The sequence below is a fragment of the Bacillus sp. AFS073361 genome (assembly GCF_002567005.1).
GTDB lineage: Bacteria > Bacillota > Bacilli > Bacillales > Cytobacillaceae > Neobacillus.
Window position 1 is genome coordinate 190,511 of sequence record NZ_NUZU01000037.1, and the last position, 25,700, is coordinate 216,210.

Annotated in this window: 26 protein-coding genes; 17 read left to right on the top strand and 9 right to left on the bottom strand. The window is 37.6% G+C overall.

The window, feature by feature from the left end; genetic code table 11:
* The first annotated feature begins 86 nt into the window (after window positions 1–86).
* Complete coding sequence (locus tag COJ96_RS18480; protein ID WP_098575271.1) at window positions 87–653, top strand: GNAT family N-acetyltransferase; 567 nt, start codon at window positions 87–89, stop codon at window positions 651–653.
* 43 nt (window positions 654–696) lie between these two features.
* Here COJ96_RS18480 and COJ96_RS18485 read toward each other — a convergent pair whose 3' ends face one another.
* Both COJ96_RS18485 and COJ96_RS18490 read right to left on the bottom strand, forming a co-directional pair.
* Entirely contained in the window at window positions 697–1,287 is a 591-nt protein-coding gene (locus tag COJ96_RS18485) for a YdcF family protein (RefSeq protein WP_098575272.1), read from the bottom strand.
* A 284-nt stretch (window positions 1,288–1,571) separates the two neighbouring features.
* Window positions 1,572–2,420: a DegV family protein gene (locus tag COJ96_RS18490; RefSeq protein ID WP_098575273.1), complete on the bottom strand. Its 849-nt coding sequence runs from the start codon at window positions 2,418–2,420 to the stop codon at window positions 1,572–1,574.
* A 296-nt stretch (window positions 2,421–2,716) separates the two neighbouring features.
* On the opposite strand from COJ96_RS18490, the gene hmpA reads away from it, so the two are divergent.
* The 7 genes from hmpA (at window position 2,717) to COJ96_RS18525 (ending at window position 8,867) form a co-directional block, all read left to right on the top strand.
* Window positions 2,717–3,931 carry an NO-inducible flavohemoprotein gene (gene hmpA, locus COJ96_RS18495; protein ID WP_098575274.1) on the top strand — a complete coding sequence of 405 codons (1,215 nt, stop codon included), beginning with the start codon at window positions 2,717–2,719 and terminating at the stop codon, window positions 3,929–3,931.
* A 179-nt stretch (window positions 3,932–4,110) separates the two neighbouring features.
* Window positions 4,111–4,719 carry a DedA family protein gene (locus COJ96_RS18500; RefSeq protein ID WP_098575275.1) on the top strand — a complete coding sequence of 203 codons (609 nt, stop codon included), beginning with the start codon at window positions 4,111–4,113 and terminating at the stop codon, window positions 4,717–4,719.
* Between the two features lie 181 nt (window positions 4,720–4,900).
* Window positions 4,901–5,674: an SGNH/GDSL hydrolase family protein gene (locus tag COJ96_RS18505; protein ID WP_180230175.1), complete on the top strand. Its 774-nt coding sequence runs from the start codon at window positions 4,901–4,903 to the stop codon at window positions 5,672–5,674.
* A gap of 13 nt (window positions 5,675–5,687) precedes the next feature.
* Window positions 5,688–6,602: an ABC transporter ATP-binding protein gene (locus COJ96_RS18510; protein ID WP_098575277.1), complete on the top strand. Its 915-nt coding sequence runs from the start codon at window positions 5,688–5,690 to the stop codon at window positions 6,600–6,602.
* On the top strand, window positions 6,595–7,575 hold the full coding sequence (locus COJ96_RS18515) for an ABC transporter permease (protein WP_098575278.1): 981 nt from the start codon (window positions 6,595–6,597) through the stop codon (window positions 7,573–7,575). Before COJ96_RS18510 ends, COJ96_RS18515 begins: the two co-directional genes overlap by 8 nt.
* Before the next feature lie 82 nt (window positions 7,576–7,657).
* Window positions 7,658–8,026 (top strand): VOC family protein, encoded by a 369-nt coding sequence (locus tag COJ96_RS18520; protein WP_098575279.1) that lies wholly within the window; start codon window positions 7,658–7,660, stop codon window positions 8,024–8,026.
* Window positions 8,027–8,303: 277 nt separating this feature from the next.
* A complete protein-coding gene (locus COJ96_RS18525; RefSeq protein WP_098575280.1) occupies window positions 8,304–8,867 on the top strand; it encodes a hypothetical protein in 564 nt (187 codons plus the stop codon).
* 305 nt (window positions 8,868–9,172) lie between these two features.
* On the opposite strand, the gene COJ96_RS18530 is transcribed toward COJ96_RS18525, so the two are convergent.
* Both COJ96_RS18530 and COJ96_RS18535 read right to left on the bottom strand, forming a co-directional pair.
* Complete coding sequence (locus tag COJ96_RS18530) at window positions 9,173–9,388, bottom strand: twin-arginine translocase TatA/TatE family subunit (protein WP_098575281.1); 216 nt, start codon at window positions 9,386–9,388, stop codon at window positions 9,173–9,175.
* A gap of 11 nt (window positions 9,389–9,399) precedes the next feature.
* A complete protein-coding gene (locus COJ96_RS18535) occupies window positions 9,400–10,422 on the bottom strand; it encodes a M42 family metallopeptidase (RefSeq protein WP_180230190.1) in 1,023 nt (340 codons plus the stop codon).
* Between the two features lie 249 nt (window positions 10,423–10,671).
* Between COJ96_RS18535 and COJ96_RS18540 the strand changes: the two genes are divergently transcribed.
* Window positions 10,672–10,983 carry a hypothetical protein gene (locus tag COJ96_RS18540; protein ID WP_098575283.1) on the top strand — a complete coding sequence of 104 codons (312 nt, stop codon included), beginning with the start codon at window positions 10,672–10,674 and terminating at the stop codon, window positions 10,981–10,983.
* Between the two features lie 87 nt (window positions 10,984–11,070).
* On the opposite strand, the gene corA is transcribed toward COJ96_RS18540, so the two are convergent.
* Both corA and COJ96_RS18550 read right to left on the bottom strand, forming a co-directional pair.
* Window positions 11,071–12,021 (bottom strand): magnesium/cobalt transporter CorA, encoded by a 951-nt coding sequence (gene corA / locus COJ96_RS18545; RefSeq protein WP_098575284.1) that lies wholly within the window; start codon window positions 12,019–12,021, stop codon window positions 11,071–11,073.
* A gap of 193 nt (window positions 12,022–12,214) precedes the next feature.
* Window positions 12,215–13,345, bottom strand: a complete 1,131-nt coding sequence (locus tag COJ96_RS18550) for a TIGR04053 family radical SAM/SPASM domain-containing protein (RefSeq protein ID WP_257148561.1) — start codon at window positions 13,343–13,345, stop codon at window positions 12,215–12,217.
* Between the two features lie 425 nt (window positions 13,346–13,770).
* On the opposite strand from COJ96_RS18550, the gene COJ96_RS18555 reads away from it, so the two are divergent.
* Together COJ96_RS18555 and COJ96_RS18560 are read left to right on the top strand one after the other, a co-directional pair.
* Window positions 13,771–14,544, top strand: a complete 774-nt coding sequence (locus COJ96_RS18555) for a C40 family peptidase (protein ID WP_098575286.1) — start codon at window positions 13,771–13,773, stop codon at window positions 14,542–14,544.
* Window positions 14,545–14,654: 110 nt separating this feature from the next.
* Complete coding sequence (locus COJ96_RS18560) at window positions 14,655–15,284, top strand: TVP38/TMEM64 family protein (RefSeq protein ID WP_098575287.1); 630 nt, start codon at window positions 14,655–14,657, stop codon at window positions 15,282–15,284.
* On the opposite strand, the gene COJ96_RS18565 is transcribed toward COJ96_RS18560, so the two are convergent.
* Window positions 15,281–15,631, bottom strand: coding sequence for a hypothetical protein (locus COJ96_RS18565; protein ID WP_098575288.1), 351 nt, complete (start codon window positions 15,629–15,631; stop codon window positions 15,281–15,283). The two genes, COJ96_RS18560 and COJ96_RS18565, sit on opposite strands and share 4 nt — an antisense overlap.
* A 99-nt stretch (window positions 15,632–15,730) precedes the next feature.
* Between COJ96_RS18565 and COJ96_RS18570 the strand changes: the two genes are divergently transcribed.
* From COJ96_RS18570 to trhA, 3 genes are all read left to right on the top strand, one after another.
* Complete coding sequence (locus COJ96_RS18570) at window positions 15,731–16,336, top strand: LysE/ArgO family amino acid transporter (RefSeq protein ID WP_098575289.1); 606 nt, start codon at window positions 15,731–15,733, stop codon at window positions 16,334–16,336.
* Between the two features lie 148 nt (window positions 16,337–16,484).
* Window positions 16,485–16,853, top strand: a complete 369-nt coding sequence (locus COJ96_RS18575; RefSeq protein WP_098575290.1) for a hypothetical protein — start codon at window positions 16,485–16,487, stop codon at window positions 16,851–16,853.
* Window positions 16,854–17,363: 510 nt separating this feature from the next.
* Window positions 17,364–18,011, top strand: a complete 648-nt coding sequence (gene trhA / locus COJ96_RS18585) for a PAQR family membrane homeostasis protein TrhA (protein ID WP_098575292.1) — start codon at window positions 17,364–17,366, stop codon at window positions 18,009–18,011.
* A gap of 50 nt (window positions 18,012–18,061) precedes the next feature.
* Here trhA and COJ96_RS18590 read toward each other — a convergent pair whose 3' ends face one another.
* Window positions 18,062–19,555: an MFS transporter gene (locus COJ96_RS18590; RefSeq protein WP_142333024.1), complete on the bottom strand. Its 1,494-nt coding sequence runs from the start codon at window positions 19,553–19,555 to the stop codon at window positions 18,062–18,064.
* A 109-nt stretch (window positions 19,556–19,664) separates the two neighbouring features.
* Between COJ96_RS18590 and COJ96_RS18595 the strand changes: the two genes are divergently transcribed.
* From COJ96_RS18595 to COJ96_RS18605, 3 genes are read left to right on the top strand one after another with little or no spacing between them, the layout of a single operon-like run.
* The gene (locus tag COJ96_RS18595; protein WP_098575294.1) at window positions 19,665–22,001 is read left to right on the top strand and encodes a xanthine dehydrogenase family protein molybdopterin-binding subunit; all 2,337 of its coding nucleotides are present in this window, start codon (window positions 19,665–19,667) and stop codon (window positions 21,999–22,001) included.
* Window positions 21,988–22,827, top strand: a complete 840-nt coding sequence (locus tag COJ96_RS18600) for an FAD binding domain-containing protein (protein WP_098575295.1) — start codon at window positions 21,988–21,990, stop codon at window positions 22,825–22,827. The genes COJ96_RS18595 and COJ96_RS18600 overlap by 14 nt, the downstream gene beginning before the upstream one ends.
* Before the next feature lie 35 nt (window positions 22,828–22,862).
* A complete protein-coding gene (locus tag COJ96_RS18605; protein ID WP_142333025.1) occupies window positions 22,863–23,321 on the top strand; it encodes a (2Fe-2S)-binding protein in 459 nt (152 codons plus the stop codon).
* A 41-nt stretch (window positions 23,322–23,362) separates the two neighbouring features.
* Here COJ96_RS18605 and COJ96_RS18610 read toward each other — a convergent pair whose 3' ends face one another.
* A complete protein-coding gene (locus COJ96_RS18610; RefSeq protein ID WP_098575296.1) occupies window positions 23,363–25,438 on the bottom strand; it encodes a peptidoglycan D,D-transpeptidase FtsI family protein in 2,076 nt (691 codons plus the stop codon).
* Window positions 25,439–25,700 lie beyond the last annotated feature (262 nt).

The following is a 25,700-nucleotide window of genomic DNA, read 5'->3' on the forward strand; positions in this document are numbered from 1 at the left end:
CGAATCCATTCCAAGGTCATTTTTTTTGAAAAAGGAATTACAAAATCACGCAACGAATATTTTAAATTCACAAGGAGGGCAAAATTATGAAACCAATACTATTAGATTTTTCAGAAGAGTTTTACACAGAGAGATTACTAATACGCAATCCTTTACCCGGAGATGGTAAAGCTGTTTACCAAGCCATGCAGGCATCCTTAACCGAACTAAAAGACTGGATGCCTTGGGCCTATCAAGAGCAAACAGAGGACGATGTTGAAATTAATATTCGTGATGCACATGCCAAGTTTCTAACCCGTGAGGATTTGAGGTTACATATTTTTAATCGGGAAACAGGGGAATTCATAGGTTCATCAGGTTTGCACAGAATCAACTGGAGTATACCAAAGTTTGAGATTGGCTACTGGATTGATTCTCGCTATAGCGGGAAAGGGTATATTACCGAAGCAACCGAAGCAATTACTAAATTTGCCTTTACCGAACTTAAAGCAAATCGGGTGGAAATCCGCTGCGACTCCCAAAATATCAAGAGCAGGGCCATTCCTGAACGCCTAGGATTTAACTTAGAGGGGATTTTACAAAATGATGGACTTTCTGCCGATGGTAAAGGATTACGAGATACATGTATTTATTCAAAAACAACCAAAGATTAATAACAAAAGAGTACTGAATCACAGTACTCTTTTGTTTATAAAATTAGTCAAGGATATATCTCTTTAAATAAAATTTTGTAATGGCTAAATATTCACGTGAATAGGATTTTGGCACGGCAATCCATGGAGTTTCTGCTGGAAGTCCCTGCACCTCTAGTCCGTAGTCTCGAGCAATGGAGACGGCACGGTAGATATGAAAATTATTTGTCACCACCAGACCAAGCCTTTCACCCTTAGGAATAAGCCTTTTAGAAAACTTAATATTTTCATACGTATCAGTCGATTGATCTTCTAAAATAATCCGAGCCTCGCTTATGCCCTGCTCGACCAGTTCTCTTCTAATCGATTCCGCTTCAGAGATATCTTCACTAGTTCCCTTTCCACCAGATGCGATGACAATTGTATTTTTATTTTTCTTTAAATAATCTGCTGCCGCATTAATTCTACTCGCAAATGCAAGAGAAGGGACGGTGCCTTTCACCCTTGCCCCGAGAACAATCAAATAGTCTGCATTTTTAGGAACGTCTTTATGACTATATTGACTAATTTTAAATTGTAAAAATCCAATATAAATCAAACCTAAAGTAACAAGAACACCTAACAATACAAACACTCTTTTCTTATTTTTCATCATTTCAAACCCATTTCATGTTATTTTTAAACTTCTTATATAAATAATAGATTAAAGTGGAGGAAAACTCTAACATATTTTTGAAATAGAGTATAATAATAGAAGAATTAATTGCATTTAGTGCCTACACATTTAATAATGGGAGGGGAACGACTTGAGTCCAATTGTTCCCGTAATCATCTCTTTTTCGATGTAACGGGCACAAATAACTTCTAACGTTACAACATGTAGAATCTCTTGCAACCGAATAATAGAAAAAAGGACTGAATTCATCAGTCCTTTTTCGATTATTCGCAAACCCACGAAAGTCCTAGAGTTCCAACCCCCGTATGCACTCCGGCAACAGTAATTAGCATCATTATTTCCGTTTCAATTTCCGGAAATGTTTCGTTGACTAATTTCTCTAACGCAGTTGCCCGTTCGATATCGTTAGCATGGACAATAGCTGCTTTCCTAACAGTTTTTGTTTCCAAATCGGTTTTTAAATTATTAATTAACCATGCAATGGATTTTTTTTCCGTTCTAACTTTATCTTTTATCTTAGCGCCTCCATCTTCAATTGCTAAAATAGGCTTGATATTAAATAGGGAGGCTAGGATGGCTTGGCCTCCGGATACTCTGCCGCTTTTTTTGAGTTGGTCCAAATTTGATGGGACTAAATATAAACGAGTGTGCTCGCGTAATCCATTAAGTTTGGCCTCCACTTCACTGATTTCATAGCCTTGTTCTACTAGTTCAATCCCTTTTTTTATTAAAAATGAGAGTGGGTAGGAGCCGGTCATGGAATCGATAGGTACCAATTTAAAATCAGCCATTTCCGCTGCCATCACAGAGGTTTGAAATGTTCCGGATAGTAAGCTGGAGGCATGGATAGCGATTCCAAAATCATAGTTTTCCTTTAACTTTGTATAAAGTTCCACAAAATCACCAAGTCCTGGCTGAGAGGTTTGAAATTTCGAGTCTTCCTTTTTCATTCGCTCGTAAAACTCTTTTTGAGTGATATCTATTGTTTCCTTGTAGGACTCTTGGTTAATGACAATATTTAGTGGAACCACATGAATATTATTTTGCTCAATAAATTCTTTGCTGAGAGAAGCCGTGGTGTCAGTGATCCACGCAATTTTTGCTTTGTTCATCTTAATCCTCTTCCTCGGGTAAATATCCCTAACTTAAGTATCTAAACCGCAAAAGTGCGGCCGAAAGTTTGTGTATTTTTGATATATTATGATAACTAGAATCAACATTACAAGAATACATATTTTACGACAAGTTATATTTGTCATATTCAAAAGTGAACATTTTGTGACTAATGTACCTAGTTCGAATTATTCAAAAATAGCGATGTGTGATTTGAATCACTTAATACGCGTATGAAATTTCATATAATCACTATGAGAATAGTAATTACAAAATTACATAGGGAGTGTTATTCATGTTAGATCAAAAAACAATTGGAATTATTAAATCTACTGTACCTGTATTAGAAAAACATGGTGAAGCCATTACCACTCGGTTTTACCAATTGATGTTTGCTAACCATCCTGAATTATTAAATATCTTTAATCATGCCAATCAAAAACAAGGTAGACAACAAAAGGCATTGGCTGGAACGGTCTATGCCGCTGCCATGTATATTGATAATCTGGAGGCAATTCTTCCGGTTGTTAAACAAATAGCGGAAAAGCATAGAAGTCTTGGAATTTTGCCAGAGCATTATCCGATTGTTGGCAAACATCTTTTACTAGCCATTAAGGATGTACTAGGTGATGCAGCAACAGATGAAATTATTGATGCATGGGCGGCAGCATATAATGTCATTGCCGATGTTTTTATTAGTGTTGAGGCAGAATTATATGATGAAACAGTAAATAAACAAGGAGGCTGGAGTGGATTCCGCAATTTCATTGTTGATCGAAAAGTAGTGGAAAGTGAAGTGATTACCTCGTTTTACTTAACACCTGAAGATCATAAGGCAATTGCAGATTTTACCCCTGGACAATATATTAGTATCAAATTAGAAATAGCTGGTGAAAAATTTACTCATATTCGTCAATACAGCCTATCAGATGCTCCGGGTAAGGGTTATTACAGAATCAGCGTGAAACGTGAGGCGGGAACTGAAAATCCAGATGGTATGGTGTCCAACTATTTACATGATGGTGTGAATCAAGGTGATATTTTAAAAGTTAGTGCTCCAGCAGGCGACTTTGTTTTAAATACTGAAAAAAATACTCCTGTCGTGTTACTTAGTGGGGGGGTTGGTTTAACACCAATGATGAGTATGTTAAAGACAGTTGTAGAGGTTCAGCCAGAACGGAAAGTCACTTTTGTTCATGCCGCTGCCAATGGAAATGTCCATGCTTTAAGAGCTGAAGTAGAGGAATTATCGAAATTAGACAATGTCAATTCATATTTCTTCTATGATTCACCAACTGAAGAAGACCGCAAAAATAATCGATTTGATGTGGAAGGATATGTAACTCGCGATTGGCTGCAAGAAAAAGTCAATTCAAAGGATGCGGATTTTTATTTCTGTGGACCGGTACCATTTATGAAAGCAATTAATCGATCATTAAAGGAAATTGGTGTAACTGAAGATCGAATTCACTTTGAATTTTTTGGACCAATGGGGAATCTAGAAGAATAGTAAAAAAGCCGATTTCTGCTGGAAATCGGCTTTTTTAATGCTTTTGCAAACACTATTTTTAAAATACCAATAAATTGATGGAAAGCGATACTATATTAGAGAAGAATGGATAAAATACCAATATTGATTAATGAAAATTAATTGATATAAATCCAAAAAGAGAAAGGAGCTTTCCATCATTGCAATATTTAACCACAATTATGAACGAGTATGGATATCTTGTTCTTTTTCTTTCGATTGCGCTAGGAATATTGGCGCTTCCAATCCCGATGGAAGCAGTGCTGGCATATGCAGGTTTTCTATCCTTTCTTGAACAACTCAATTGGTTCGGTAGTATTCTCTCATCAGCATTAGGATGTACCTTAGGTATGCTGTTCTCCTATTGGGTGGGATTTAAACTCGGTATGCAATTTTTTGAAAAGCATGGCAAACGGATTCATATAGAGTCAGAGCGTTTAGAGGCCATTTCAAATTGGATAAGAAAATATGGAAATAAACTGTTACTCATATCATTATTCATCCCCGTATTTAGACATTTCATTGGTTACTTTTCTGGGATTACTCGTGTTCCAATTAAGGTTTATACTTTATATACGGGAATTGGATCGACCCTTTGGGTTTCGAGTTTTATTTTTATTGGAAAAAGCCTTGGACCACAATGGGATATATTTTTTGAAGCCATTAAGAAATACGTGTTTCTAACAATTATCGTCCTTTTTATTCTAATTGGCGCCATATATTTGTTTAAGAAAATTAGGAATGTTGTTATGGAAACAGGAACCAAATAAATGAACAAAACAAAGGAATTCTCTTTGAGGTTCCTTTATTTTTATTGTGTAAGTAATGATTAATGATAATGAACATCGCCACCATGGAATTTTTCAGTAATTACAAGTATTGAAAGTTTGATTCATATCGCAACTATGATTAAATGAAAGAAAGAAATGGCCAGAAAGGATGTTATTTGCATTGAATAAGAATGTCATTCGTTCGATTACAGGCATAGCTGTGTTGTTTTGCCTCCTCTGGCTGGTCGGGCTTGGCTGGGCAGTAGGCGAGTATTATGCGGGAAAACCGGAGAAGGTTCCGGAAGTAAAGCGTGTTTCCAAGGTAGAAAATAAAAAAGAATTAAACATCGTGGCCCTAGGTGACTCCTTAACTCGAGGAACGGGAGATGAGACTGGAAAGGGGTATGTCGGTGTTTTGGCAGATGAAATCAAGGAAAAAACAAAACGTCCCGTTCAACTTACCAATCTCGGCATTAATGGACAAAGGTCTGATTCACTAAGGAAACAAGTCCAAGAAACCGAAGTAGGCCGCCAAATCGGGAAAGCTGATATGGTGCTGGTCACGATTGGCGGGAACGACTTGTTCCGAGGGGGCCAAGCATTAATGGACTTTGAAACAGAAGATATTGCTTCCATTGAAAAGAAGTACTTGGACAATTTAAAATTTGTTTTAAAACAAATACGCAATAACAATCCAAATGCCAATGTGTTTTTCATTGGATTGTATAATCCGTTTATTGATTTAGATCAAGGAAAAGAAATGTCAAAGGTGGTACGCCATTGGAATTATGACAGTGCTGAAGTTAGTGCTTCTTTTCCGAAAATTGTATTTGTTCCAACCTTCGACTTGTTTGAGTTAAAGGTAAATGATTATCTATATTCAGATAAGTTTCATCCAAACTCAAAAGGGTATCGTTTAATTGCCGAACGAGTTGCCTCACTGCTCACCTGGTAAGGAGGGGAAATCGATGGAGAAAAAAATTACATTATCCGTTAAAGATTTAAAAAAAGTGATTGGAAAAAAAGAAATTATTAAGGGACTTACTTTTGATCTTTGTGAAGGAGAGGTATTTGGATTTTTAGGACCAAATGGAGCAGGTAAGACAACTACTATCCGCATGCTTGTCGGATTAATCAAACCAACATCAGGCAGTATTCTTATTTGTGGTTCTAATATTGAGGGAAATTTCCAAAAAGCAATGACAAACCTAGGCTGTATTGTGGAAAATCCAGAATTATATCCCTATTTGTCAGGCTATAATAACCTTCTTCATTTTGCCAGAATGATCGAAGGAATCGGTGAAGAACGGATTAAAGAAGTGACTGAACTTGTCGGTCTAACAGAAAGAATTCATGATAAGGTAAAAACTTATTCCTTAGGGATGAGACAGCGTCTTGGGATTGCTCAAGCATTATTGGGAAACCCAAAAGTGTTAATCCTTGATGAGCCAACCAACGGCTTGGATCCGGCAGGGATTCGGGAAATGCGCCAATTTATTCGTTATCTTTCAGAGGAAGAAGGTTTAAGTGTTCTAGTTTCAAGCCATCTTTTAAGTGAGATCCAGCTTTTATGTGATCGAGTCGCGATCATATCCAAAGGGACAATCATCCGAACCGATACGGTCCAACAATTGCTTTCCAATCGAGAACGAGTGGTTTGGCATATACAACCACTTGATCGAGGAAGGGAAGTATTACGTTCTCTAACAAACATTGAAGAAACAGATGAAGGTACTATTTTGACGGAATTTAATGAAAAAAAGATTCCTCTATGGAATAAGCAATTGGTTGAAGCCGGTGTTTCCGTGATGGAAATGAATCGAAAAATGCCAGTCCTGGAAGATTTATTCCTCGAGCTAACCGGGGGTGACATGATTGAATAAGTTAATTCAGAATGAAATGATGAAACTGATTGCTAAGAAACGGCTCATTGTTATTGCTATCATTATTGGCGTTCTTGTCATGCTATTTACATATGCACAATTTAAACAAGTACAAACACAACGTGAAAAACTAGGAACCAGTGATTGGCGAACAATATTACAACAGCAGATTGTTGATACGACGAATCGTTTAAGCAGCAGTCGAATAACAGATGAATGGAAAAAACAGCTGCAAATCTCTCTCCAGCAGCAACAATATTATCTCGATCATGATATCAATCCATCTGTGCCGGGTGCCCCAACGTTTATGAGAATTTTTCTAGAAAACTCGATTGATCTGTTTATTCCCTTAATGGTTATGGTGATAGCCAGTGATCTGGTCTCTTCTGAACATAGCTTAGGATCGATCAAGCTGCTGTTGACCAGGCCTGTCAAGAGGTGGAAGGTGCTCTTGAGTAAATATTTTACCCTGTGTTTAGCGATTTCCTTAATCATTGCGATTGCAGGGGTTCTTTCCTATTTAATTTCCGGTCTGGTCTTTGGTTACAAGGGGTGGGGTGCGCCAATATTGACAGGATTTAATGTGACTGAGACTGGATTAAATACGTCTGAAGTCAAGTTGATGGGTCAGTGGAAATTTTTGTTAATGGACTTTGGACTAGTCTGGTTTGTATCCATTGTTGTTGGTACCCTTTCCTTTATGCTGTCAGTATTGATTCGAAGTACAGCAGCTGGTATGGGTGTAATGCTTGCCTCATTAATCTCAGGAGCCATTTTAACAAACATGGTATCCTCATGGGAATCCGCCAAGTACCTTTTTATGGTCAATTTGCGGTTAACTGATTATATGAAAGGAACAGCACCACCGATCGAAGGAATGAACCTTTCATTCTCAATCCTAGTACTCTTCGTTTGGTGGGCAGGAGCCATCTTTGTTTCATTCTTTGTCTTTACTAAAAGAGATGTATATTAAACCAAAGAAATTTTGAACTTGAAAGAAAATTATAAAATTATTAAAATATAAGAGAGGAGAATTGACAAATGGAGGAGTGTTTATGTCATTTGCTATAAAAAAGATCGATCATATCCAACTTGCTGCCCCTAAGGGATGTGAAGAAGCCGCGAGGGAATTTTTTGGTGGAATCCTCGGATTAATCGAAGTAGAGAAACCTGCAGAATTAAAGAAACGAGGCGGTGTTTGGTTCGAATTTGGGACCTTTCAACTTCACATCGGTGTAGAAGAACCGTTTTCACCAGCAAAAAAAGCACATCCTGCCTTAGTTGTTGAGAAGATCGAAGAATTAAAAGTTCATCTACGTGAAAAGAGAGTGGCATTTACAGAAGATGAACTTCTTCCAGGAGCAAATAGAATTCACCTCCATGACCCCTTCGGCAATCGTCTTGAGATTTTAGAATGGGAATAGGAAAATGCCTTTAATAAATAAAAAACAGCCCCATTCCTATTGGAATGGGGATTTGCCTTTAATTGGGGGATTGAAGGCCATATTAGAATGAGAAATCTTTTGTATTGTGAAATGCTTCACATATCTTCTATTCATAGAATACTCCACTTCAAATAATTCCACAAGAGTATTTTTACTAAAAATTTGTCAAATTGGTAAATTTTTTTTCAATTACTGGGAATGATAATTTCGTACCAGAGATGAAATTTACTAAATACGTTTGTGGAAGGAGATACTTATGAAGTTTAAATTGTTACTTTTATCATTAGGCATATTAATGTCAGTGCCTGGAATGGCAGCCGCCGCCCCAGCCACACCAGATACCTCCAATGGTGAACAGAGGGAAAAAGCCCCTTGTAATTGTGAAGAAAAAGGGCATCGCAACATGATGCATAAAGATTGGCAAGCAAAGATGGAAGAAAGACAGAAAATGCTTCTTTCCTGGGTAGATCAGTATACACCAGAGAAAAAAGCAGAATGGACGACAGTCCTGGCCGAGAAGAAAACCCTAATGAACAAATGGATGAGTCCTGAAAATGCTGCTAAACGTGAAAAATGGAAAAAGGAAAAAATGGCGAAAATTGTAGAATTAAAAAAACAATTGGATGCTGGAAAGATAACAAAAGAAGAGTTTTTCAAACAAGCACACGGTGGAAAAGAAATGTCCCATTGGAAAACATTCCATGAACTAAAGATGTCAGTTGAAAAGAAGGATAACAAACAAGCAACATTACTATTAAATCAATTGTTAGAACAAAGTAAACAACATAATCAAAAAATTAAGGAATTACTTAAAAAATAATAAGTTTTAGCCAAAAAAACTAATTCAAACAGGAGAATTAGTTTTTTTATTTTCTAATAGTAAATAATTACATGTTAAAAGGACGTGATTAAGGGAACATTTAAGAGTGACAAACATAGAGGAGGCTTCAAAATGAAGAGAAAAAATCTAATGATGACAACTGTTGCTCTAGGTGCGGCATATTTACTCCGTAATCCAAAATCCCGGAAAAAATTAATGAATCAAGTTCAATCGTTTACGAGAAAATAGTATCCAGAAAACATCCCCTTCAAGTGATTGAAGGGGATGTTTATTGGAGTTGAGAATTACTTCTTTAAATTAATTGTACCTTGTTGTGTTTCTTTGATATCTTCTTTTATTTCTTCCCTTATATCTTCCGCAATTCCATCAGTGGCTTTTTTAAATTCACGAATCGAACGGCCAAAGGCACGGCCAATTTCAGGGAGTTTGTTTGGACCAAAGATGACTAAAGCTACGATTAAAATCAAAATTAATCCTGGTACACCAATATTTGAAAACATATTTTCATCTCCTACTGGATTAAATCCGCCTGCACGTAATGATACAGTAGTTTTGCAGTATTTTCAATGGAAGTTTCATGTGTTCGCTCGAATGCATGGGATGAATCGATACCAGGACCGATTAAGCCATGGACGATATCATGACCTGAGCGGATTGCAGCTGACGCATCTGAACCGTAGAAAGGATATATATCTAATTTATAATCGATGTTATTCTCTTCCGCAAGTCGCACTAAGTTCTTTCTCAATTCAAAATGATACGGTCCACTTGCATCCTTCACACAGATGGAAACAGTATATTCATCAGTTGATTGTCCGTCGCCCATTGCCCCCATATCTACTGCTAAATATTCGACAGTTTCGGGAGTAATATTTGAGTTTCCACCGTATCCGATTTCTTCATTATTGGAAATTAAGAAATGCGTTGTATGGGGCAGGGGAATATTTTCCGACTTAATTTGTTTTATTAATTGTAGAAGAATTCCCACACTTGCTTTATCATCCAAATGACGCGATTTTATATAACCACTTGGTGTGATTTCTACGCGGGGGTCAAATGAAACAAAATCACCCACTTCAATTCCAAGTGCACGAACTTCTTCAGCATTATGTACCTTTTCATCAATTCTGATCTCAATATTGTCCTGATTGCGCTCCGCTTTTCCTGCATCTTTATAGACATGGACAGAAGTTTGGTGCATTAATATGGTGCCCGTAATTCTTTTTCCGCTGTTTGTTTCAATTTGACAATATTCGCCTTCAATGGAGTTGTACTTAAACCCGCCAATTAGATCGATCTTTAAGCGTCCATTAGATTTCACTTCTTTTACCATTGCCCCAAGTGTATCCACATGTGCTGTCAGCATCCGATGTTTACTTGAATCCTTTCCTGCAATTGTTGCGATTAGCCCTCCTTTACGGTTTCGATAGGTTTGAATTTGTAATTCAGCTAGGAATTTTTCAACATAGGTAATCACTTCATTCGTATTGCCGGATGGACTTGGAATGGTTACTAAATCAGCTATTAATTTCATTGTTTCTTTGGTATTTGTGTTTACCACAGCAACTGCTCCTTTCTAAATACTCTTACATACTATTATACATAATTATGACTTTCATGTGTTTATTCGCAATTGTGGTTAACTATTACAATGACAATGCATAACTTACCAAGTGTTAATTTTTTTCAAATGGATTAAAAAAATTTGGTTTGGGCATTAATGAAGTATTCGAACTATTTGGAAAAAAATATATTGCGTCAGACACAATTGGAGGATAAAAAATTGACCAGAACTGAACTATACCATCCCAAACCGAAACATTCCTTCATAAAAAGTTTATTTATTTTAATAATCATGTGCTTTGTAGTAACTGTCGGATTCTTTGTATTTCGGCACTATTATCAAAACACAATTAAAATTGAAGCTCCGATTGAAAACCCAGGACCAAAGGTGGTAATTCATCTGCCAAATGGGCAAAAGGTATATACCTATGAAAATTTACTTTTCGAAAAAGATGGAAAAACCTATTATAAAGGCGAGCGGAATACGATTGATTTAACAGGTGGTATTGTTGACTATGAAGAGTGGAAATAAACAGCGACTTGGGAAAAGAAAGGACTAGCGGCAGGAGCTAGTCCTTATTTCATGCCTGTCGCACCTGATCAGATGCATTTGCTTTTATTATTTAAACCATCCTTTTTTCTTAAACCAAAGAGACATGCCCATCGCAACTAAAATCATTAGAATCAGCGTAGAAATAAAACCAAATTTCGACGATAGCCCAGGCATATAGCGAAAATTCATTCCGTACAATCCAGCGATGAAAGTGAGGGGCATGAAAATCGTGGTGATCACGGTTAAAACCTTCATGACATGATTGGTTTGATGTGAGTTAAGTGAAATATAGCTGTCACGGATATCTGTGGTAAGTTCACGGTTTGCCTCAATCATTTCTGTTAACTTCAGTAAATGGTCATGAATATCAGAATAGTATTCCCTTTTTCCATGGATGAATGTAAGTCGCTGTGAATTTAGGACTCTGTATATAAGATCGCGCATCGGTGAAATGGTGTGCCTCAATGATAGTAGATGGTGCCTTGTATCAAATAAATCCTCCAGCAATGCCTCCATGGATCTTCCTCTAGGATTCTCGTCAATCTCAGTTAATCGTTCTTCGATTTTAAAGACTTGTGGGAAATAACTATCAACCATTTTATCAAGTACAAGGTATAGTACATGTGTTGGCCCCCACTTTTCAATGTTAGTGGACTCAGTAAATCGTTTCCATACCGCCTCAATTTCAGTTGAAGGGCTAAGGTGAAAGGAAACGATAAAGTTTTCACCTAAGAAAAAATCAATCTCGTCTCTTTTAAGTGTTTGGTGATTTAGGGATTGTGTAATAAAAAAAGTGTGGTCCTCGTAATAATCCAACTTAGGTCTTTGTAAATGATTAATACAATCTTCGATCGCCAATGGATGGAAATGAAAAGGATCTCGTAGATATTCGATTTCCTCATCAGTTGGCAGATGAAAATCAACCCAATACCATTTATATTCCCCTTTAAGCAAATCATCGATTGCGATATCGTTAACCAATTCATAATTTTTATTTACAGCAATTGTCTTAATCATAATAACTCCTTATCCTGATTGAACATCCTCTTTTATAGGATGGTATAATTTAGGAGAAAAATACCTTCTAATGAGGAGTATATTAAGAAAGAAGTTGTTAAGAGGTAAAAAAATATACATTGTAGATAAGGGGCAAATGAATAAAAAAGAAGCATTCTAAAAGTAGAATACCTCTTAATTTTATCTTTAAATATTACACACTAGGTGAAGTTTCTTTATTCCTCATCGCTTGTGGTATGTAAACACAGAAGGGTTCACTTTCCATATAGTCCCCAGTAACTGCATAGGTACGCGAACGAGAGCCGCCGCACATTTTGTTATATTCACAGATGCCGCATTTTCCTTTGTAGTGATCTGGCTTGCGTAGTTCTTTAAATACTTTGGCCTCTCGGTAAATTTCAGCGAGCGGGGTATCACGGATGTTTCCACCAACGATTGGAAGTAATCCACTTGGCATGACATCACCAATATGAGAGACAAATGCAAAGCCGTTGCCATCATTTACACCTTTAGGTGCACGCTTTAAACCATCATGCATAGAAGCAAAATCAGTTGTAATGGAATCTTCGTAATGAATTTCGCCTTTTTCAATCAATTGTTCTCGTGTTTTTTGTTGCAATACAACTCTACGGTAATGCTGGGCTGCCGTTGTTTTGATATCATAGGGAGCCGTTTTGCTCAATTCATATAACCAACGGAACACTTTTTCATGTTCAGCAGGAGAGATACAAGCGTCCATTTGTCCTCTGCCTGTAGGAACTAGCAAAAAGATATACCACATGACTGCGCCAAGTTCGCCGACAAGCTTAGCCATCTGTTCAAGCGAATCATAATTATAACGAGAAATGACGGTATTGATTTGCAGCGGCATATCTAATTCGTTTAAGTACTTAATTTTTTCAACGGTTAGATCAAATGACCCTGGAGTCCCACGGAAGTGGTCATGTATTCCTGGGGTTGGACCATCTAAGCTAAAGCCCCAGCGAGAAAGTCCGACATCCTTGAACATTTTCATTTTTTCTTTGGTAACATTAGCAGTAGCACTTGGTGTCATCGAAACACGCATGCCTTTTTTGATCGCATAATCAGCAAGCGCATAAAGGTCTTCTCTTATCATACAATCCCCGCCTGTAAATACGAGCATTGGATTGTCCATTTCATAGATTTGATCGATTAAATTAATTCCTTCATCATGTGTTAGTTCGCGTGGGTCTGGAGTAAGCTGCGCATCAGCACGGCAATGAACACACTTAAGTTGACAAGCTCTTGTGACTTCCCAAATAACAATAAATGGATTCTTGTCATAATCAATTACATTTCGCATTCCATGAGGATGCCCCATAGCATGAGGATGTCCTTTCCCTAATCCTTGCATCATCATCACCCAAATCATTATGATTTATAAAACTATATAGATTGTTTCTATAGGTTTATTATAGGTTTAACAGACTAGAGTGCATGGTAGGATTGTTACAATATTTCTACATTACTCGTATGAATAATCAGATTTCTATTAATCCCTTAATCATCTTTTTTATTACATTTATGTTACAAAAATATTATTAAAAATAAAATTCTTATGCAAATCGTTACATAAATAGGATTGAGGAACAGTCTGTTTGTAATATTAAAGGTCTTCCTTTCCAATACTATTATTTTTTACCAAGTAAGCCATATCTTTGGGGATTCAAACAACCCTTAAAATTCGTTTATGATGGTATTACAAAAACGAAATGAAGGGGTTCAACGATGAAAAAACATCTATTATCTATCGCAGCAACGGCGGGGATCCTGTTTTCTACATATGCTGGAACGGCAAGTGCACACGAAAACATTTATACCGTACAGTCAGGAGACACACTTTGGAAAATTTCACAAGCTAATAAGGTCACTGTAGCAGATTTGAAAATTTGGAATCACCTAACATCTGATTCTCTTAATGTAAATCAAAAGCTGACCTTATTAGCACCACACAGCCATGAAACGGCAACGATATCCTATACCGTTCAAAAAGGGGATACATTATACCTAATCGCTTCTCGTAATAAATTATCCGTTGCACAGCTTAAATCACTGAATAATCTTACAACTGATACGATTTATGTTGGACAAGTCTTGAAACTTACTACAAGTGGGATTTCAACACCAGTGCCTGCTCCAACGGTATCAAAGGCGCAAATGGTAATGGATGAAGCCAAAAAATACATTGGGACACCGTATTTATGGGGCGGAAATACACCTGCTGGTTTTGATTGCAGTGGATTAACGAGTTACGTGTTTAATAAGGTAGGAGTATCAATTCCTCGGACAGCGGCCACTCAATGGTCAGGAATGAAGTCTGTCAGCACCCCAAAACCCGGAGATTTAGTATTCTTTGAAACATATGCTCCAGGTCCTACCCATGTAGGGATTTATTTAGGCAACAACCAATTCATTCAAGCGGGTTCAAAAGGTGTATCCATCGCAGATATGACAAATTCCTATTGGAAACCAAAATACCTTGGTGCGAGAACAGCATTTTAATAGATAAGCAGGAGAGGGCCTTTTCAACACGAAGGGCTCTTTTATTTTTCCAAAATTAAAAATATAGTATGATAGGATTAATCAAAAAATGAAGTGAATGGAGTTGTCGGATGTTTAAAAGAGTATTAAGTATAGGGATTCTACTGTTAATCATAGCAATAGGTTTATTTCAAAAAGATGAATTACTTCAGCTTTTGAAACAAGGGGGAGCCCTATCTATTTTGATTAGTATGTTATTAGTAGCAATTTGTGTTTTTTTTCCTGTCATTCCATTTCCAGTTCTAGCAGGAACAATTGGTGCGGTATTTGGAACTTCTCAAGGGGTGATTGTATCCTTAACAGGAGCCATGGTAGGAACAATGGCATTCTTTTTCCTATCTAGGTATGGTTTTCGTGATTATGCTCAGCAAAAACTAATGAAATATCCGAAGGTTCAAGAATACGATGAGTTTTTAAACAAGAATTCCTTTGTGGCAATCTTAACCTGTCGATTAATTCCAATCATACCGGCACCGGTTGTAAATATCGTTTGTGGTTTAAGTCATGTCAAATGGCTAACTTTTTTTACGGCATCATTCATTGGGAAAATACCAAATATTCTTCTATTATCGTATGCTGGTGCATTATTTAGTAACAACAAGCTCTATTCTTTTGGAATATATGGAGTATATTTGATTATTATTTTTATCATTAACTTTATAATTATTTATCGAAAACAAGCAAATAAATCAATGGATTAAACGACTTCTCGAATGTTTAAATCATTTTGTTTTTCAACTGAGATGACTTTCTTGAAAAAGCTTTTTAAGATAAGCCATTTAGCTGGATAACTGTAAATGAAATCTTCCATCACCTGTGAGGAATAGTATAAAAAACAATCGATGCTTACTTTTTCCTTTTTTAAGTCGTAAAGAAGCGCATGTGGAATGGTGTAATAGTCATTCAATTGATAAGGATTGAATTTTACGACTTGAATTTTTTGCTCATTGATAAAATTTTTTAAAGATTGTTCTTGAATGGCTATACTTTCTTCCTTGATAAGTCCATCCAAACAAATACGATCATTGATAAAATAAATACCCTGCATCACATAACACCCCGATTTTTTTTTCTTAATTGGTATTGTTATTGACAGGGTTTAGAGGAAGTATACTTCCTTTTGAAAATACATATGGAGAGATAAAAAATGATAAGTGCTGCAATACATGGATTTATTCTAGCTTTTGGGCTCATTCTGCCACTTGGAGTCCAAAATGTGTTTATTTTTAATCAAGGGGCGATGCAGTCGCGTTGGATTTATGTCCTACCAGTCGTTTTGACGGCTTCCATTTGTGATACACTACTTATTTCATTAGCTGTTTTTGGTGTCTCGGCAGTTGTTTTAGGGATTACATGGATTAAAATGACGTTAGTGCTTGGGGGAATTCTTTTCTTACTATACATGGGGTATTCTACGTGGAAAAGTAAACCTAAAGACGAGAAAATAACAGGTGATACATTTTCACCCCGAAAACAGATTATGTTTGCTGCTTCAGTTTCTTTATTAAACCCTCATGCAATCATGGATACCATTGGAGTAATTGGTACTAGTTCTTTATCCTATTCGGGCTCAGCCAAAATTACCTTCATGGTGGTATGTATTTTGGTTTCCTGGCTTTGGTTCATTGGCCTGTCGATCGTAGGGAGATTGGTAGGTAGGATAGATTCTTCAGGGAGATTTATTCTTATTTTAAATAAAATTTCCGCCCTAATTATGTGGGGAACGGCGATTTATCTTATGATTTCTTTTTAACGAAATAGGTATTCTTATTATTATTTGGAAGATATATTTGCGAATGCTATCGATGGTTTATGTAGAATCTATTCTTGGGTTGAAAATTCAATCCTAATTTTCCACGATAAATGGTTTTCACATCCAAAATATTGGAGGTAACGCACACATGCAAACCATTCAACATTCGATTACACACATTAATCAATGCCGTCAACTCGCTCAGCAATTAATCCAACAGACACAACAAGCAAATCATCAATACCAACAAATGCTTCAAAATGAACAACAAAATACACAGATGCTAGAGCAAATGATGCAAAAGGAAAGAATGGCAGTTCAAACCATTCAGCAAAGCCTTCAAGGGCATGAGTTAGCAATCCAAAGATGCCAAGAGGTAATTGCGCAGTGTAATCAAATGGAGAGAGAACTATCTGGACAAGCGGGATCAGTTGGATTTCAAACCCAAACGTATATGAACCCTGTTTTCCAAGCACAGCCGTTTCAAAACTATCAGAACCCTTCTTTCCGTCAATAACGAAAGTCTAAACAGCAACAAAAGCACGCATTTAAGAATGAATGCGTGCTTTTTCCATAAGAAAAAAATTACCCAGCTATTGGCTGGGTATGCAAAACTAATCTATATTTTAAGGGGGCGGAGGTTTAAGGTTCTTCCGTGAACCTATTTATAGGATAAGGGATAAATATTAATAAATTATGAACGAAAGATTAATAGTATAAGAAAAGGTGATAAAATGAGAGATTTTCATTGTTGCGCGACATGCAGGCATTTTAAAGCAGAGAAAAGGGCAGAGGGAATGCACTATTTTTGTAGTCGTTTAGGCTTTGAAACAAAAACGACCTACAAATTTAATTGCTGGAATCCGAAAGAAAACATTAAGAAAATAATTGATAATAATAGGAAGGATATTGATACTCAAGGATGAGTTACACTTTTTTCTATATTTAATGACAAATATACATTGTCCTCCTGTCATTATCATGTTACTTTCATCAATATTAATTAAGGGGTAGGGAGAGAATTCTAATGGCTGCAACACATGTTTTTTCAAAGAAAGAAGAACTAGCGAATTCAATCACACACGGAATAGGAGTAATGCTTAGTATTGCTGCCTTAGTTATATTGATTATATATGCTTCCCTGTACGGGAACGTCTGGCATATCGTAAGTTTTACAATCTTTGGTGTAACAATGTTTATTCTTTATATGTCTTCAACATTGCTCCATAGCTTCCCGGAAGGAAAGGTAAAGGATCTTTTTGAGATTTTTGATCATTCCTCTATTTACTTCTTTATTGCCGGTACCTATACACCATTTCTATTAATTGTAATTAAAGGAGCCCTGGGCTGGACACTGTTTGGAGTTGTTTGGGGACTGGCGATTGCTGGCACCGTCTTTAAATGCTTTTTTGTGAAAAAGTACCTTTTTACCTCTACGCTTCTCTATGTAGTCATGGGGTGGTTAATTGTTTTTGCATGGAAACCTTTAGTAAATAATCTCTCTCCACAGGGTATGACCTATTTAATTATTGGCGGTGCCCTTTATACACTAGGTGCCATATTCTATGTTTGGAGAGGGTTTAAGTATCACCACGCGGTTTGGCACGTGTTTGTGTTGGCCGCAAGTGCAGCCCACTTTTTTTGTGTGTTATTTTATGTTTTGCCAATAAATTAAAAGAAACAGCTCTGACACGAGGCTGTTTCTTTTTACATATATTTTTGCTATTATACATGCCGCATTTTTCTAAAATTCAACGTCTCTCGTGAAAACCATAAGCTCATTAAAAAGCTGATGATTCCAATAACCAGTAAAACCTCCCCGATGATTTTCATACTTTCCGCAGTAATGTGTTCTCCAAAAATTAACCCTAAAATGATTGATGCCAAAATTGAACCTAAATATCGGCAAGTTTGAAATAGGCCGGAGGTTGTCCCAATGATCGCATTTGGACTTTCCTTAACCATCGCTACTTGAAGTACAACATTTCCAATACCATAACTTAAGCCCATGATTGATAATATAATCCCGATACCAAGATAAGAGGATTGAACAAAAAACAACCTAAAAGACAGCGCACCTAAGATTGATAGAGATGCCCCTACCATAATCGGCTGGTTTACACCTGAACGATCGATCCATTTTCCAGTGACAGATGAAATAATTATGCTAACACCGGACATAAATAACATTAACATACCGCTCAATTCAACACTTAAACCCAAACCTTCTTGAAAATAACTAGGCAAACCGAAAAATAAACAATAGAAAAAAATATTCAAAAAGATAAACTGGATATACACCATTGAAAGCTTAGGATGTTTTCTGAAAATGCGAATGTCGATAAATGGTTCTGTAACCCTTAATTCTCTCCGAACAAATAATCCGAAAAAGATGATTCCAACAATTCCGGAAAGATAATGTATATTCGCATCAAAAGATAACAAGAACCATAAAAAGAAGACCATACCTGCAGAAAAATAACCTATTCCAAGAAAATCAAGATGAGAAAGTAATCTCTTGATATGAGACTTATCCTGTTTCATATCTTTAGGAAACATAAACCAACCTAATATTAAACTGAGGAGAATAAATGGAAAATTGACCCAAAAGATAGCTGGCCAATTCCCTAACACAATTAAGAAACCACCGATCGTCGGCCCAAGTGCGACCATCGCAGAGGCAAATATTGATAAAACGGCAAGGGCTGAAGCTTGCCTTTCTTTAATATGGTCGCGAATTAACGCCATTCCGGACGGGTAAATGGCACTAGATCCAATTGATTGAAGCAGCCTCATTGCAAGTAACATTAGAAAGGAGGATGCAAGCGGGGCACCGAGCGCGGACATGGCAACTACAATAAGTCCTGTTAAGAAGGTTTTTTTTCGGCCAAAGATATCACCGAGCTTTCCCGTTACTGGCTGTGCTACTGCACTAGCTAAATAGAAACTGGATATTAGCCAGGAAACCGTTGAAAAGGAAAGGTGAAAATCTTTCTGAATGCTGTGTAATGCTAATGCAATCATAGATGAGTTAAGCGGATTTAACATCGTTCCTGTGGCAACCGCTGTTAGAAATAATGTTCGATTTTTCTTCATGACGTCTTCCTTTACTAAAAATAGAATTAATATACTTTTTGCAATATCTGTAACATCATACCAATTAATAGTATATTTCAATAGAATAAAAAAAGAAATTGTTTGAATTTGATGAATGTACATTAAATATGATTGATGTTAGGTTTTACACAAACTGGATATTTACTCATTCTAGGAATAGCCCCCAATAAATATAAATAGGATAGATATCCACATATATGTGGGGGGAGGGATGGAATTGGAGGTTATTGGGAAAAGCGTCATTCGCAAAGAGGCTCTTGATAAGGTGTCAGGGCGGGCAAAATATACACATGATTATCATTTCCATCCGATGTTATCTGGCAAAATGGTCATTAGTCCTTATGGCCACGCGAAGATAGTGGAGATTGATACATCCGAAGCTTGGAAGATTAATGGGGTTAGGGCCATCCTTGCTGGAAAGGAATACCCATTAACAGGGGAAGCCATCCGGGACCGGCCCCCTATTGCATATGATAAGGTTCGCTACCATGGTGAAACGGTTGCACTTGTTGTAGCTGATTCACCAACACAGGCTAAAATGGCTGCTGACCTGATTAAAGTCCAATACGAATTGTTGCCAGTCGTAAACTCGCCGTCTCAAGCATTTGAAAAAGGAGCCCCCTTAGTCCATGAAGACTTAAGTAAATATAAAAAAGAGGATGACTCGCATCCGGTGCCTGACACCAACATTGCTTCCCATATAAAAATTCGTAAAGGTAATATGGAAAAAGGGTGGGCGGAGACTAACACAGTGGTAGAAGCAAGTTATTCTTTTTCTCCTTCTGACCATGCGGCAATGGAAACAAGGTGTGCCACTGCCGAGATATTGCCTGATGGAAATATTATGATTACTACTTCTTCTCAAGCTCCATTTATGGTGAAAAGACTGATTGCTGATTATTTTGGTGAGGATATGGGGAAGATTATTGTCCACACACCGCTTGTAGGTGGTGCCTATGGGGGGAAAGCTGCCGTTCAGCTGGAAGTTCTGGCCTATCTAGCCTCAAAAGCTGTTGGCGGTAAACCTGTAGAGATCTTCAATTCGAGAGAAGAAGATATCTTAACTTCTCCTTGTCACATTGGTTTAGATGCAAGGATTAAGCTTGGAGCAGACAGCAGCGGTAAAATTAGAGCAGCAGAAATACGTTTTTTATGGGATGGAGGAGCCTATTCCGATAAAGCGGTAGATCTTACAAGGGCAGGTGCTGCCGATTGTACCGGACCATATAACATACCAAATGTCTGGTGTGATTCCTATTGCATGTATACAAACCACCCATATGCAGCACCCTTTAGAGGCTTTAGCCATTCCGAACTTTCCTTTGCCATTGAACGAACCTTGGATTTACTTGCACAAAAATTAAAAATGGATCCGCTTGAACTTCGGTATATAAATGCGATTAAACCTGGACACACCACCCCGACAAGGGTGCGATTAAATAAAAGTAATGTCGGTAACTTACAACAGTGTATTGAGAGAGTAAGAGATTTAATCAAATGGGATGAAGGTACGGTTAAAGATGTAAACGAGCGATTTGTGAGAGTAAAGGGCGTCAGCTGCAGCTGGAAAACATCAACGATTGATCCCAATGCTCCTTCAGGAGTGATATTAACATTTAACCGAGATGGAAGTATCAATTTACTTTCTGGTGTAATTGAAATTGGAACCGGAACGAAGACTGTCCTTGCTCAGATGCTTGCAGAAAGGCTGAAGATGAGTGTGGATAAGATACATGTTCGGATGGAAGTGGATACGCAAACAACACCAGAGCATTGGAAAACTGTCGCTAGCAGAGGAACATTTATGGCGGGAAGGGCACTTCTCGAAGCTGCGGATGATGTGATCAAGCAATTAAAGGGAATTGCTTCGACCGTATTAAGAGCACCGACAGAAGATCTTGTGGTAGCTAACAGTCGAGTCTTTTTGAGAGATGATCCATCCATCGGAATTCCGATTAAAGACATCTGCTATGGTTATCAATATCCAAATGGAAATTCAATCGGCGGACAAATTATTGGCAGAGGGAATTATATCCTGCGTCATCTTACCCCTTTGGATCCTGAGACTGGAGCTGGTAAGCCGGGACCTGAGTGGACAGTTGCGGCCTATGGTATAGAAATTGAATTTGATAAAAGAGATAATACCTATCGGCTATTGAAAGCTTGTACCGTGGTCGACATTGGGAAAGTTTTAAATGAAAAAGCCGCATTGGGCCAGGTAATGGGTGCGATGAGCATGGGATTGGCTTTTGCTGGCAGGGAAACATTTTATTTTGACGAACTCGGCAGGGTTCTTAATCCCCAGCTCCGAACGTATCGCCCACTTCGCTATGGTGAAAATCCAGAATATTTAGTGGGATTTGTAGAAACACCCCAATTAGATGGTCCGTATGGGGCTCGAGGTGTGGGAGAGCATGGATTAATGGGCATGCCTGCTGCACTCGGCAATGCTTTGTCTACAGCTGCCGGGGTTTCACTACATCATCTGCCGCTTATTCCTGAATTAATTTGGAAGGCAAAGGAGGCGCAGAAAAATGCTTCCCTTTGAGTTTGATTATTTTAAACCTGCAACATTAAAAGAGGCAGTCGATTTATATCAGTATTTAGATAAAGGTGGAAAGAAACCAATGTTTTTTTCAGGAGGGACGGAATTAATCACTCTTGGAAGAATCGAACTAGCGTATACCGAGGCGGTTATTGACATAAAGGATATCCCTGAATCCAAGGTTATGCGGGTAAGCGCTGATCATTTGCTGCTAGGCAGTACTCTTTCACTAACCGAGATCGAAGAGGCAAATCTTTTTCCATTATTAACGAAAACATCAAGTGAAGTTGCGGACCATACAGCACGGGGGAAAATTACTTTAGGTGGGAATATATGTGCACGAATTTTTTACCGAGAAGCTGTTTTACCATTTTTACTAGCGGACAGCAAAGTATTAATTATTGGGCCCGAAGGAAAAAAAGTGGTGCCAATTAATGACATCTTTCAAGAGCAGCTTCAATTAAAAAAAGGAGAACTTCTTGTCCAATTAGCAACAGAATCCCAGTTTATTGCTGCGCCATTTATTAGTATCAAACGCCGACAACAATGGGATACTGGCTATCCATTAATTACAGTAGCCGCATTAAAATTGGGGCAGGAGATACGGGTCGCAATCAGCGGCTTGTGCCCATTTCCGTTTCGGTCAAAGGAGTTGGAATCTTCTTTAAATAATAAAGAACTTCCGTTGAGTCAAAGAATTACTGATGCCCTTGCTAAGTTACCGAAGCCAATTTTAGATGATGTTGAAGGGTCAGCTGAATACAGACTTTTTGTATTACGGAATGTTTTGTCAGATGTTTGTTCTGCATTGGCTCCTGTTGGTTCTTGAGAATGATAGATTAATTGCAGAAAGGAGGGGGAGCAGTGAAATCACACACGATTATATTGGACATAAACGGAGAAAAGCGCAGCATCATGGTACGGTCTGCCGACACACTTTTATTTGCAATTCGAGGTAAACTTGGACTTACAGGCGCAAAGCCTGGGTGTTTGAACGGGGATTGCGGTGCTTGTACAGTCAATATTGATGGATGGCCGATGAAATCATGTTTAATGTTAGCTGTTGAAGCGGAAGGTAAGAAGATAACAACGATTGAGGGGTTAGAAAATACACCCATTCAGCAGGCATTTGTCGATAATTTTGCCTTCCAATGCGGCTACTGCACTCCGGGATTTATTATGAACTGTCATTCGTTAATCAAGCAGCATCCCGATGCAGATGATAACATGATTAAGGAATGGCTGGAGTCAAATATCTGTCGCTGCACAGGTTATGCAGAAATTGAAAGGGCAGTGAAATCAGTTCTAAGGAAAAATATGTAAGTGGATAAATGGAACAAAAAAGGATGCCATTCATTGGCACCCTAAGAATGATTATCTTTTTTCATCTGAAAATAAGTGTCTAAAACACGGCGTCCAATTTTCAGATTCGCCCGATTGTCTTTTTTGCCTTGGTAAGCCCATGGTACAATAACTGCCATTGCAATTTCTGGATTCGAACTAGGAGCATAACTTACCAAGCTAAGGTTCATCACTGGGGGTGGTTCTTTCCCAAATCGGTACCGTTCAGGTCCGTCGTAAAACGCTTCTGCTGTTCCTGTTTTACCGGCAGGAGAGTAGGGGGCATTGCCGAAAAATTTATAAGCTGTTCCGCCCCTTTCTTGCATAACCTTCTTAAAACCTAATTTGACGCGATACAGCCAATTTGATTTCATATCAATTGTATTTAGGACCGTAGGGGTGATTTCTTTTACAACATGACCAAGTTCTCGTGTTCCCTCCTTTGGTTCGAGCATTTGTTTGGCGACATGGGGCTGCATTCGGTAACCGCCATTTGCGATGGTGGAAACATACTGTGCTAACTGCATGGCTGAATAGGTATCATATTGTCCAATCACAAGGTCTAGCAAATATCCTGGGAGATAACTCTGACCCTTAAATCCAGATTGCTCATTCGGTAAATCAATCCCGGTTCTTGTTCCGAGACCGAACGAAGCAAATGAGTCTCGAATGGAATCGAAAGCCTTTGAACTTATATTTAAAGGTTGATCGTACTCATAATGTCCTTTTCCAATTCGTATTGCTGTATGGAACATATAAACGTTGGAAGATAATTTTAGGGCATTAATTTCATTTAATCTTCCTAAGTAGGCATAGGATTTTTTTAAAGGAGTGGCCCGGATTTTTAAACCAGCATCATCAAACACTGTACCTGGTGCAATAGCCCCTGTTTTATAGCCAGTCAAAATAGTAGCTCCTTTGACAGTAGAACCAACGTTATAGGTGGTAGTAAATGTACCGAGAGCGTCATCTTCCATTTCCACTCTACCTGTTTGATTATTTCTAACTATTTTTTTGCCAGACATGGCTAAGACTTCGCCAGTTTTTGGGTTCATTAAAACCACGTATGCTCGGTCAGTTAGATAGGTTCCCGGATATCTTTTCGCCGCCCAAAGTTCTTCTTCAATGATGCGATCAATCTTCCTTTGCAAATCCATATCAATACTTAAGACAAGGTCTTTTCCTTTCTTACCATTTGATACGGGGTGGTTTTCAATCACATTTCCTGTTTTATCGGTTACATTTTTTATTTTTGATTTGTATCCATGTAAAACATTTTCATATTGCCACTCAAGTTGACTTTTTCCCACTCTGTCATTTCGACTGTAATCTCTTGCTAAAAAATACTCCAATTGCTCTGCAGGCAATCCTTCATCAGATTTAGTAACTTTTCCTAACACAGACTTTAAGGTTCCATTGAAAGCATAGCATCTTTCCCAGTCCGTGGTTGTATCCACACCAGGAAGTGATTGCAGATTCTCGCTAACAACGGCCAATTCTTGCGCAGTAACATCCTCATTTTTTATGATTTGGGTTGTAAACTTATAGCCGCTGTTAAACTCTTTAAATAGTGCAATAACCTCAAGTTTTTCTTTAGTCAATTCCTTTAATTCATCAGTTGTGATGCGCTCTAATTTATATTTATAAATATCATTATCTGTTAATTTCTTTGCATAATATAGGTCCATTTCTTTTTTCGAGATTTTAGCATTCGCGCGTTCTGGATTCGTCATAATCCAGAAATCACGTTTATCCCTTTCTGTCACCTTGTTTGTTTTTTTCGAAATCAGTTTTGCTAATTTTTCAGCTGTTTCGAGCATAACTTCTTGGCTAAATCCTTCATTGGTGTAGGAAATGGCACTTTTAGGGACATTATCAACGATTATTCTGTAATCTCGGTCAAGGATTCGTCCTCTTGGAACAGGACTACTAATTGTGATATCTTCTTTTCTGGCTAAATCTCTTTTGAAATTTTCGCCATAAACAATTTGCACAAAACCAAGCCGGAGGATTAGTACGGAAAATAAGAAAAAAACACTGAAAAATAGTATATTCAAACGAATAGGGAAGTGGGACTTATTTTTTTTCTGCTTTTCCAATTTCCTGCACATCCTTTTTACATAACCAATATAAATTACATATATATACTGCCCATTTGTATATAGCAGTATGATAATTATTCCAATTCATTCTGAAGTGTAAATAAAATACGACATGATTCTGGAATAGTGAATTTTTTGTCAATAAATAATATTCTAATTTTTGCCCAAATTTTTAATTTTACTTTATAATCAAAAAGGGATGTTGTTGATTCTTAAACAAACATCTTTAGAAACGAGAGATTGATAGGAGGTCTAGTTT

Coding starts and splice junctions, on each gene's coding strand:
- COJ96_RS18480 (WP_098575271.1), top strand. CDS start 87: ATGAAACCAATACTATTAGATTTTTCAGAAGAGTTTTACACAGAGAGA.
- COJ96_RS18485 (WP_098575272.1), bottom strand. CDS start 1,287: ATGATGAAAAATAAGAAAAGAGTGTTTGTATTGTTAGGTGTTCTTGTT.
- COJ96_RS18490 (WP_098575273.1), bottom strand. CDS start 2,420: ATGAACAAAGCAAAAATTGCGTGGATCACTGACACCACGGCTTCTCTC.
- hmpA (WP_098575274.1), top strand. CDS start 2,717: ATGTTAGATCAAAAAACAATTGGAATTATTAAATCTACTGTACCTGTA.
- COJ96_RS18510 (WP_098575277.1), top strand. CDS start 5,688: ATGGAGAAAAAAATTACATTATCCGTTAAAGATTTAAAAAAAGTGATT.
- COJ96_RS18520 (WP_098575279.1), top strand. CDS start 7,658: ATGTCATTTGCTATAAAAAAGATCGATCATATCCAACTTGCTGCCCCT.
- COJ96_RS18525 (WP_098575280.1), top strand. CDS start 8,304: ATGAAGTTTAAATTGTTACTTTTATCATTAGGCATATTAATGTCAGTG.
- COJ96_RS18530 (WP_098575281.1), bottom strand. CDS start 9,388: ATGTTTTCAAATATTGGTGTACCAGGATTAATTTTGATTTTAATCGTA.
- COJ96_RS18535 (WP_180230190.1), bottom strand. CDS start 10,422: ATGAAATTAATAGCTGATTTAGTAACCATTCCAAGTCCATCCGGCAAT.
- corA (WP_098575284.1), bottom strand. CDS start 12,021: ATGATTAAGACAATTGCTGTAAATAAAAATTATGAATTGGTTAACGAT.
- COJ96_RS18550 (WP_257148561.1), bottom strand. CDS start 13,345: ATGCGAAATGTAATTGATTATGACAAGAATCCATTTATTGTTATTTGG.
- COJ96_RS18555 (WP_098575286.1), top strand. CDS start 13,771: ATGAAAAAACATCTATTATCTATCGCAGCAACGGCGGGGATCCTGTTT.
- COJ96_RS18560 (WP_098575287.1), top strand. CDS start 14,655: ATGTTTAAAAGAGTATTAAGTATAGGGATTCTACTGTTAATCATAGCA.
- COJ96_RS18565 (WP_098575288.1), bottom strand. CDS start 15,631: ATGCAGGGTATTTATTTTATCAATGATCGTATTTGTTTGGATGGACTT.
- COJ96_RS18570 (WP_098575289.1), top strand. CDS start 15,731: ATGATAAGTGCTGCAATACATGGATTTATTCTAGCTTTTGGGCTCATT.
- COJ96_RS18575 (WP_098575290.1), top strand. CDS start 16,485: ATGCAAACCATTCAACATTCGATTACACACATTAATCAATGCCGTCAA.
- trhA (WP_098575292.1), top strand. CDS start 17,364: ATGGCTGCAACACATGTTTTTTCAAAGAAAGAAGAACTAGCGAATTCA.
- COJ96_RS18590 (WP_142333024.1), bottom strand. CDS start 19,555: ATGTACATTCATCAAATTCAAACAATTTCTTTTTTTATTCTATTGAAA.
- COJ96_RS18595 (WP_098575294.1), top strand. CDS start 19,665: ATGGAATTGGAGGTTATTGGGAAAAGCGTCATTCGCAAAGAGGCTCTT.
- COJ96_RS18600 (WP_098575295.1), top strand. CDS start 21,988: ATGCTTCCCTTTGAGTTTGATTATTTTAAACCTGCAACATTAAAAGAG.